Annotated in this window: 9 protein-coding genes and 1 tRNA gene; 8 read left to right on the top strand and 2 right to left on the bottom strand. The window is 52.0% G+C overall.

What is annotated here, in order from left to right; all coding sequences use genetic code 11:
* From VLA04_03610 to VLA04_03640, 7 genes are all read left to right on the top strand, one after another.
* Positions 1–445 (top strand): hypothetical protein (locus VLA04_03610; GenBank protein HSI20762.1); only part of this gene is annotated, 445 nt, incomplete at its 5' end.
* Positions 435–1,529, top strand: a complete 1,095-nt coding sequence (locus VLA04_03615) for a sugar phosphate nucleotidyltransferase (protein ID HSI20763.1) — start codon at positions 435–437, stop codon at positions 1,527–1,529. The genes VLA04_03610 and VLA04_03615, both read left to right, overlap by 11 nt.
* Complete coding sequence (locus VLA04_03620; GenBank protein ID HSI20764.1) at positions 1,526–2,911, top strand: phosphomannomutase/phosphoglucomutase; 1,386 nt, start codon at positions 1,526–1,528, stop codon at positions 2,909–2,911. Before VLA04_03615 ends, VLA04_03620 begins: the two co-directional genes overlap by 4 nt.
* The gene (locus VLA04_03625) at positions 2,904–3,755 is read left to right on the top strand and encodes an ROK family protein (protein ID HSI20765.1); all 852 of its coding nucleotides are present in this window, start codon (positions 2,904–2,906) and stop codon (positions 3,753–3,755) included. Before VLA04_03620 ends, VLA04_03625 begins: the two co-directional genes overlap by 8 nt.
* Before the next feature lie 309 nt (positions 3,756–4,064).
* Positions 4,065–4,141 (top strand) — tRNA-Glu (locus VLA04_03630).
* A gap of 228 nt (positions 4,142–4,369) precedes the next feature.
* A complete protein-coding gene (locus VLA04_03635; GenBank protein ID HSI20766.1) occupies positions 4,370–7,405 on the top strand; it encodes a choice-of-anchor U domain-containing protein in 3,036 nt (1,011 codons plus the stop codon).
* A 64-nt stretch (positions 7,406–7,469) separates the two neighbouring features.
* Positions 7,470–8,045 carry a class F sortase gene (locus VLA04_03640; protein HSI20767.1) on the top strand — a complete coding sequence of 192 codons (576 nt, stop codon included), beginning with the start codon at positions 7,470–7,472 and terminating at the stop codon, positions 8,043–8,045.
* 116 nt (positions 8,046–8,161) lie between these two features.
* Here the strand turns inward: VLA04_03640 and VLA04_03645 are convergent, their stop codons facing one another.
* A complete protein-coding gene (locus tag VLA04_03645) occupies positions 8,162–8,680 on the bottom strand; it encodes a hypothetical protein (protein ID HSI20768.1) in 519 nt (172 codons plus the stop codon).
* A 271-nt stretch (positions 8,681–8,951) separates the two neighbouring features.
* Complete coding sequence (locus VLA04_03650; protein HSI20769.1) at positions 8,952–9,263, bottom strand: hypothetical protein; 312 nt, start codon at positions 9,261–9,263, stop codon at positions 8,952–8,954.
* Positions 9,264–9,386: 123 nt separating this feature from the next.
* Between VLA04_03650 and VLA04_03655 the strand changes: the two genes are divergently transcribed.
* The coding region (locus VLA04_03655; protein HSI20770.1) for an NUDIX domain-containing protein at positions 9,387–9,761 on the top strand (375 nt) is incomplete at its 3' end.

Genomic DNA, 9,761 nt, shown 5'->3' on the forward strand with positions numbered 1-9,761 from the left:
ATTAGCTGAGAAGCTGAATGCCACAAACATCATACGATGTATGATAATTTCCGATCCCAACCATCCAGCCTGGGCCACTGAAGTGGCCGCCTCCCTAGGTTCTCTCTCCTCCCGCCTCCAAACCAAGATTCTCCCCGGCGACTTTGGCAGCGCTGCCGCACTCACCCTGGCTGCCAATGAGCTCCTCACTCCCTTTCTTTCCATTGAAGTAGGTCCGGAAACAGTGCTTCCACCCAGCTTCCTCCCCCTCTACACGGCACATCACCAGAGCGGAAACGTAGTCACCCACCTGCTGACCACCGAAGACGGGACAACGTTCCACCAGAGCGGGGTACGGGTTATTGATGCCAGCTTCATTGCCTCCATTCCTGCCGGCCGCGCGGACCTGCAGGATGTCTTTCCCCTCCTTGCAAAAGCCGGTAGAGTGGGGACATATGTCGAATAACAACCATCGCTCTGCCCTCATTATTGCGGGCGGAACAGGTACCCGTCTCTGGCCTATGAGCCGGCGGAACCTCCCTAAGCAGTTTCAACACCTTCTCGGTTCAGAAACACCTTTTCAGCACATGGTCAACCTGGTTACCCAGGTTATTCCTATTGAGCGGCTTTACATCATGGCGGTGCCTGAGTACACGGATATCATCCTTGAACAGGTGCCGGCACTTCTTCCTGAAAATATCCTCTTTGAACCTGCGCAACGCGATAATGGCCCCGCCGTTACCCTTGGCATGTTACAGGTTGCCGCACGTGACCCAGAGGCTCTCGTGGCTTCGCTATGGTCTGATCACCTCATATTGGATGAAGAAGCTTTTGCTACCATTCTGATTGCTGCCTTTGAAGCTGCAGAGGCTAACCCAGATGCACTGGTTAACGTTGGCACAAAGCCTACTAAGCCAGATCCAAGCCTGGGCTACATTCAAATGGGCGAGAAGGCTGGCACCTACAACAATGTAGAACTGCACCAAGTAAAGCGCTTCGTGGAGAAGCCTGACGAGCAAACGGCAGTAGAGTACTTTACTTCTGGCGAGTACTTATGGAATGCAGGTTACAACGTAATGAGTGCCTTGGCCTACATTACGCAACTCAAAGAGGTTCAGCCAGAACATGTCGCTACTATTGATAACCTGGAAAAGGCGGTGGGATCAGGCAGGAAAGAGGATATTTCCTCCGCATATGCTGTTATGCCAAAACTCTCTATCGACTACCTCTTTGTCCAAAAGATTTCCAAGATCTTAGTAGTGCCCGCCGATATGGGCTGGAGTGACATTGGAACCTGGTCTACCCTTCACCGCATGATGGTGACTAAATCTGGTGCACACATGTACACCCAAGGCGAAGTACACAGTATTAAGACTGAGAACTGCCTGGTATTTGCCAAGGACCGGCCCATTACCCTTGTGGGCGTAAAAGACCTGATTGTGGTTGATACCGGCGACACCCTTTTGGTTATGCACCACGACGCCTCCGCCTCTGACTTAAAGAGCCTGGTACAAGACACCTTGACCACCACTAATCCTGAATTACTATGAGTACATTTGATCAGTCCATCTTCCGTGCATATGACATGCGCGGGATCTACCCCGATCAAATGAATGAGGATGTTGCGTATGCCGCAGGGCAAGGTTTTGTCCAAGTAATGCAGGCCAAAAACGTAGTTGTAGGACGAGACGTACGCGTAACAGGAAAGTCCCTTATTGATGCACTGATAAAGGGCATTAGGGATGCCGGTGCCAACGCCATTGAAATTGGCGTCATTTCTACCGAGATGCTCTATTTTGCCGCTGCTACCCTGGAATGTGACGGAGGCCTAAGCGTTACCGCCTCACATAACCCAAGCGAGTGGAACGGGCTCAAGTTCATCGGCAAAGGCGCCATCCCCCTTACCAAGGAAGGTGATCTGGGGAAAGTTTATGACTTCATAAATTCTGGGGAAAAGATTGAAGCACCTACAAAAGGCACAGCGAGCAGTAAGGTCCTGACGGATGAATACATAGCCTTCCTGCAGCAGTTCCTTCCTCAGAATCTTCCCAATCTTAAAATGGTTGCCAATGTAAACTTTGGCGCCAATGGCCAGTACGTTGATGCCATCACCAAGAACCTTCCCCTGGAGATTGTTCGGCTGAACTGGGAACAAGACGGCACCTTTCCTAAAGGAACCCCAGACCCTCTCCTTCCTAAGAACCGGGCTGAGATTTTAGAGCGCATCCGTACCGAGAAAGCCGACTTTGGTGTAGCCTGGGACGCCGATGCCGACCGCTGTTTCTTTTACGATGACCAAGGCCGCTTCTTCCACGGGTACTACATTACGGCGCTTCTCATCCGCCATTTCTTTGCCAAGGAGGAAAATGCTTCCGCCATTGTAGAGCGCCGTATGACCTGGGCAAACATTGATGCGGCGAAAGAATGTGGGGGCACCACCGTCTACAGCCGGACTGGCCATGGCTACATTAAGAAGGCCATGCGCGACCACCACTCCATAGTGGGTGGCGAAACCAGCGGACACTACTACTTCCGCGACTATTTTTACTGTGACACCGGCTTGGTAACTTTCTTAGTGGTCTTGGGGATGTTTGCCAAAGAAATTGAAGCCGGACGCACCGTGGGCAACCTCCTGGACACCTATATGGAAAAGTATCCCATCTGCCCAGAAGAGCTGAACTACATTACGCCTGATGCCAAGACCATCATGGAGAGTGCGGCGGCCAAGTATTCTGACGCTGAACAAAACCATGAGGATGGCTTGACGGTAGAGTACGCAGACTGGCGCTTTAACCTGCGCATGTCCAGTAATGAACCCGTCCTGCGTCTCAACATGGAAGCCCGCTCACAGGCCCTGCTTGATGACCGCTTTAAGGAAGTAACCACTTACATTGAAAGCTTTGGGGCAAAGCTCAGGGACGACCATGCCTAATACTGTACTTGCATTTGATATTGGCGGCACAAAGACTGCGTGGGCCATTGTTGATGAGGAAGGCACGTTAGGGAAACGTGGTGAGTTTGCCACCCCCCAAGACCGGGAAACCTTTTTGGCCCAGTTCAAAAAGGTGGTTGATGCCCATGCCGATGTGGCAGGAGTAGGGATTGGGATTGCTGGGACCGTTTCCGCCAACCACAAGAACACTTTGGTTTGCCCAAATATTCCAGAGCTCTCCCACTTGGAACTAAGTGAAACGGTGAGCAAGCCTTGTGCTATTGATAACGATGGCCGCTGCGCACTTATTGGTGAGGCCTGGCTGGGCGCCGCCACTGACACGTCCAGCGCCGTTATGATTACCCTAGGCACTGGCGTAGGGGGAGCTGTCATGCAAAGGTACAAAGTCCTTCCCCATCCCACCGATCTCTCATTAGAAATTTCCCACCTTGTGGCGGATCCGGATGACTATTATCCCGCTAAAGCTGGGCGAGGAACTATTGAGGCGCTCATTGGCGGGAAAAACATTGAGGCCCGCTATGAAGTATCGCTCGCTGAGATGTCAGGGCGCACACAAAAAGATGATACTGATGCGACAGAATTCTGGCAGATCCTCCAACACGCGTTTCACCAATGTATCCGCGCCATCCACGAAGCATATGGCTGCCGCATGATTATAGTGGGAGGACGAGGCGTAAAAGACCTTCCCCTCTACCTTGGCGGCAACCCAACGCCTTGCCCCGTAATCCCCGCCAAGCTTGGCCCTGATGCCGGCCTCTACGGCGCTGCCCGCCTTGGTTTTGACGCAGTAGAAGAAGACGCTAAAGATTGGGACGAGGAGTAGGCCCCTCAAGGGTAGACGAAGCACTTCAAACCTGGTATCTTAGCCAGGCACACGATTAATCGTGGGCAATCGCTACCATTAGCGAAATCGTCTTTACCCACGATCTTCGCGGGTGACATGCCCTTCGGGGTTAGTCGCCTCTGTGAAAAGACGAGCTGCGCGGTGTCCTACGGACACCCCTCTCCTTCGGGAGGGCGCGGTGTCCAGCAGACCCGCTTCATCTCAATTGAGAGGGCGCGGTGTCCTACGGACACTCGCTTCTCGTTCGGATGTATGTGACAAGCTAGCTTGTCACATACATCCTCACTCGGCGCGGTCGTCTAGAGGCCTAGGACATCAGGTTCTCATCCTGAAGACCACGGGTTCGAATCCCGTCCGCGCTACCAAAGAAAAGAAGACCCTTCGGGGTCTTCTTTTCTTTGTAATTCTGATGGATTCGAAACCAGGGTTCGACTTCGTTGGTACGCTTGCCGGACCAACGAAGTTAGCGAAGTCAAAATCAGTCGCAGACTGACTTGACGAGCGTGTATCCCGTCCGCAAGCGCGCAGTGCATCCTTGCGATTCATCTCATCGCCCTACCAAAAAAATGGATAACGTAGGGTATACTTACAGTATGAAAATGTATTCTTTCGCTTTGCGCGCCCTCGTAGCCATTCTCTGCTTAGTACTCGTAACAGGTGGGCTTACCCGCGTTCTAGCGAATGACACAGTTATTACCCACACCAGCGCCGGCGATTTTGCCACCGGCACTGCTGGCACCGGCATAGACCTTGCTACTACCCCGGGCAGTGTTGCACTCTCTCACACTGAAACCGAGACAGATTTTGACGACACCCTCCTTCCTGGTAACGTCACCGTGGAAGACTACCAAGATACCGGTATTCTCCCCGCTAGTGGTTTTGCCACTGTCGCCAGCTTCCCGGCTCTTAACCTGATTGTGATTGGCGGTTACGGTTACGGCGTTGCACTTACCGACTCAAAGGGAACATCAACCATTGATGATGACACGCTCGTTACCCTTTACTCCACCAGTAGCAGCCCTGCACTTCCTAATAACAACGTGAGTAATGTAGTCGCCGATGTTGAGAACAACATTCTCTACCTAGGGTTCTACAACTATGGCTTCATTGGACTATCCCTGGCTGGCACACTAGCCGCCGGTGACGATTCAATTGTGGCTGTCTATGGTGGCGGCGGCTCTTACCCAAACTTAACGTATGCCTCAGATAATGCCAGATCGCCCTTTCTCACCTTCGGGCCAAATGGCGAGGTATACATTAGACACTTTGGGAATACTCACATTATTGACCGAGGCGGCACCCCGCTAAACCAAGCTGACGATACGGTGTACACCCCGCGCTTAGGCAGTAATGCTATCTATGGCGGCGTCACCGTTAACTATATCAACGGGTTTTCATTCAACGAGGCAAACGACCTTGTATACATCGCTACTCCTGAGCACGGACTCTTCGCAGTAGACACGCAGGGCACACCTAACCCAGCCGATGACACGCTTCACTTTCGATACTACTCTGGCTCCACTCCACCTCTGTCCTATATGGGGGAGCCCGTCGATGCTGTTGGCCGAGTTCAGGTGTCCACCACTTCTCCCGACCTCCTTCTAGCCCTTTCCTCACCGACATTCCTCCACACACAGGGTACGCTCACTGTGGCCGATGACACATTTGATGCCGTAATCCCCACCAGCTCTACATATAATGACCCCCTCATTCAGGGTAAAACCATTACCGACACCGCAGAGGATATTTCCACAGGCGCCCTCTACCTAGAAGTTAGTGACGGGACACACTATTTGTTTGATCCCAACCATGTACTGTCCACTAAGACGTACCTGCACACACTCACCCCTACGAATTCTTTTTCATTTATCCTGTTCTTTTTGGCAACAACGGAGACAATCATAAGCTCACCCGGGCTCCCCTACCCAACCAGCCGCTCCATTAAGGACGCCTTTGCAACGAGCCGAGACATTACCACCTATGTCGATATCACCGCCGATCCAAAACCAGCTCTCCTCAGCTGGACTCAAACCACACCAACTGGCACCAGCATTACCACTCGAACCCGCTCCGGAAATAATGAGGGATCACCTACGGTAATTAGCTTCGACTCTGAGGATGATTTCGCCTACCAACCCGACCCCAATACCTGGAACACCACCACCTTCGAAACTTCATCGGTACACGACGGATCTCTTTTTATCAGCAATCTGGGCGATAACAGCAACCCCAATACCGGCATCTACTTTGGCATCGATACCCTCAAGTCAGCCGGATTCTTTGATGTAGGAAGCAGTGTTCTTGTCCGGTATAGAATCAACAGCAGTACTCTCTCCCCCTCCAGCGTTAATGTATATACCTATACTGATGACTGGTCCGACAACAACAGTACCAATGTTCATCCGGCCATGAATACATGGCAGGAAGACAGTTTCACTGTTGAATACGTCTCCTTCTCCACCATTGGCATTGGCATTGAATTTAATGGCACAGAATGGGACGCGGGCGACTCCTTTGAGATTGATTCCATTACCATTATCCCAACAATTACCTACAGCGAATGGTCCGATCCTTGCCCAAGCACAACTAACTGCCCTATTGAAACCAGCCCTACTGATACCGCCCTTCAATACAAGTTCAGCCTAGCCACCACCGACGAGTTTGCTACGCCCGAGGTTGGCACTGCCACCTTAGACACCGGCTACCCATCTAGCGCCACCTTCACTTCTGCCGTGCTCAATGGTGCGGAAACAGTGAGCTGGGATACCGCAGAGCTTACTGCCACCCTCCCTTCTCTTACTGGCGCTACCGTTGCCACCCGTACTGGCCCCACAAACAGTCCTGATGGAGACTGGTCTACCTGGGAAGGTGTGACTGAAAGTGTTATTGCTTCCCCAGAAAACCAGTACGCCCAGTACCGTCTTACCCTTACCTCATCAAATCCTCTTGCCACTCCTGAGGTTACGAGTGTGGCAGTAACATACTCTCCGGCAGCTGTTGCTACCCCTACTCCTACGGCCACTCCCACACCAACCCCTACTCCTACCCCAACTCCATCGCCAACAGCGACCCCCACCCTTACCGTGGATGAAGATGCCGACGGTATTTCAAATGTCGTTGAAGTTGCCGCCCCAAACTCTGGGGATGCAAACAGTGATGGCACCCTCGATAATGACCAAGAAAACGTCGCCAGCTTTGTAAATCCAGTGACCGAAGGGTACACCAGCTTACAAGTAGATGCCGCATACACTATTACCAGTGTCAGCACTGCCACGGAAGCAAGTAAGCCCGCAGCAGACAGCGGCTTTTCCTACCCAGCGGGACTGGTCAGTTTCACAGCGTCTGGCGGAACCTCTGGCTTTACCGCCACCATCACCCTGTTCTTCTACGGCCTTACTGGTTCAGATTTTGTAGGCCGCAAGTATGATGCCAGCAATCAGAGTTACGCCGCTATCCCGGGTGCTGCGGTATCCCAAGTTACTATTGGTGGTCAGAGTGCAGTGAAGCTGGTCTACAACATCACCGATGGCAGCTCTCTTGATGAGGACGGGGTAGCCAATGGCACTATTGTTGACCCGGTTGGCTTGGCGGCACTTGTTGTAGGAGCGCCAAAGACTGGCCTGCCATAACATGGCGAGGCTGCGCCTGAGAAAAAATGGTCTCCTGATTTTTTTCCTTGCCCTTTGTTGCGTCGTGGCTCTTGCATGGTTTGTGCAAGGTAATCGTAAGGGACCAACCCCTACTCCAGAAGTTGTCACCTCCACGGACACACCCAGTGAAGAGGTGGTAGTAGCCACAGACTACCCGTTCCCACCCCTCCCTACCGAATCCCAGCGCCTGGTAGTACCTTCAATTGGCGTAGATGGGTATATCCAACGGGTGGGAATCGACCAGTACAAAAATATCGCCGTTCCCACAAACGTCCACTTGGCCGGATGGTTCACCCAGTCAGTAGTCCCAGGAGAAAAGGGGCTAAGTATTATTGATGGCCATGTAAATGGGAGGAAGGGAGCGGGAATTTTTAGCAAATTAGCCCAAGTGAGTAAGGGTGATGAAATAACCATCACTCTGGCAAATGGCACTGCGCGAGTATTTGAAGTGGTGAGTGTAACCACTATTCCTACGGAAGAGGCAGCAAATTCTCTCTTCTCCCAGGACCCTGCCATTGAGAGGCAACTAAACCTTATTACATGCAGCGGGATCTACGAGCGTGCCTCCAAAGACTTTACCCACCGGACTATTGTTGCTGCCCGACTCAAGAAAAGCTGACTACAGCCTATCTCATCCTGCCCACCTCCTCAAAGGCCAGGACAACAAATACAAATTAAAAAAGGCCCGACAGAAATCTGTCGGGCCTGCGAACTGACTGCGAACCAGGAACCCCGCTACGTAGGTTTGAATATGGAGCGGAACCAAGTGATGAAGGTACCGACCACCCTGGGCTTTATCCTCACCAAGATGGCGAGGCCTTGTGCGTATTGGATCAGGTAGTGGTACCACTTCTCGCTTTCTGCCCGGGGCGGACCCCAAATAGTCGGCTTAATTTCGTGCCCCTCCTCTTGAACCTCGCGTTTAAAGGCAAGGTCAGATTTCCAGATGCGCACCTTGTCCACAAGGAAGTATTGGTCAATAACCTCGTTCCCGCGGCGCTGTCCCTCCTCATGGTTGGCCACCACCTTGTTGATGATGCCCGCGAAGTTCGTATCCCGGATATTGGGGTCTTCAAAGGTCAGCTTAGGATGCTGGTCGAATCGCTCACTCAACCTATTGGTCAAGGCGATCGACTCGATTAATCCCTCAATTCCCTTGGAGTACAGACCTCCGTGGCACCAGACCACTACTTTTTCGTAATTCTGAACCAGCTTTTCGATAAGCTGCTCAATTGCATCGGCATGAGCTTCCATGTCGGAACTCGGATTTGGTCCATAGCAGAAGCTGATAATAGAGAGGTAGGCGGTCTTACCCGTCCTCATCTCTGCTATCCAAGGCTCCCCCCTGATAACGATTTCGGTTCTAAATGTTGTACTCAGCATCAATGTTCAAATTGTGTGTGGAATATAGCACTGAATACCCAAAGTGTCAATCTGGTATAGCCAAGCGGCGTGCTGTTAATAAAAAACCGCCAAGGCAACTTGGCGGCAAAAAGATACAAACTGACCAGTACTGAACTACCCTTCAGATCACATTCACAGAGACCATGATGGATTTTGTTTCCACATGGCTATTGTTACTCAGGGTGAGGATCACCTGGGTGTCACCGCGGCTGAAAGCCATTGCACCGGAATCACGCTGCTTTTCCACAAACCCGCCAGCTTGGTAATGTTGCGCAATGAGGTCGTGCAACTCCCTGTTGGTTACCGCCCTGGTTGTGAGGAGCCGAAAGTCCTCCTGCAAGGTCCGGGCCGGCTTACCATCAACGTCAATCACACCTTGCGCTTCCTTATTTGGAAGCTCCCTACTAAGAAACTCTCCTAAACTCTCCGCCACATATTCCTCCTATTGAAAACTAGCAGTGAGCATATCAGAAAGTATGGGCCACACAAGGGGTTGCCGACATTAGGAGACCTAAAGCATCATTACAATCCCCGCCCTTACTGCTAGGCTGGCACTATGCATACGCCCCCAACACCTGTCGTCACCTGCACCATCTACTACAAAGACACCTTCCTGGTGATTAGAAGGCACGATGCTGCCAAGAAGTTTGGTGGCACATGGGGTTTCCCTGGTGGAAAAGTGGAACAGGGCGAGACTATTGCCGGTGCACTCCTCCGCGAGGTTACCGAGGAAACATGCCTCACCCTCAAAGATGACCTACTTTTTGTGGACTCCTACTACTACGGCGATTCACTCGGCCTGCATTTTGCCGCCTTTTCCACCTCCAACCAGCCCACCTGCGAAGAGGGTGTGGAATACAAGTGGCTCAAGAACCTTGGGGAGCTCCAGCAACTCCCCAGGATTCCTGGCATCGATTTTCATATTGTGAGG

The organism is Verrucomicrobiia bacterium (genome assembly GCA_035460805.1).
GTDB lineage: Bacteria > Patescibacteriota > UBA1384 > CAILIB01 > CAILIB01 > DATHWI01.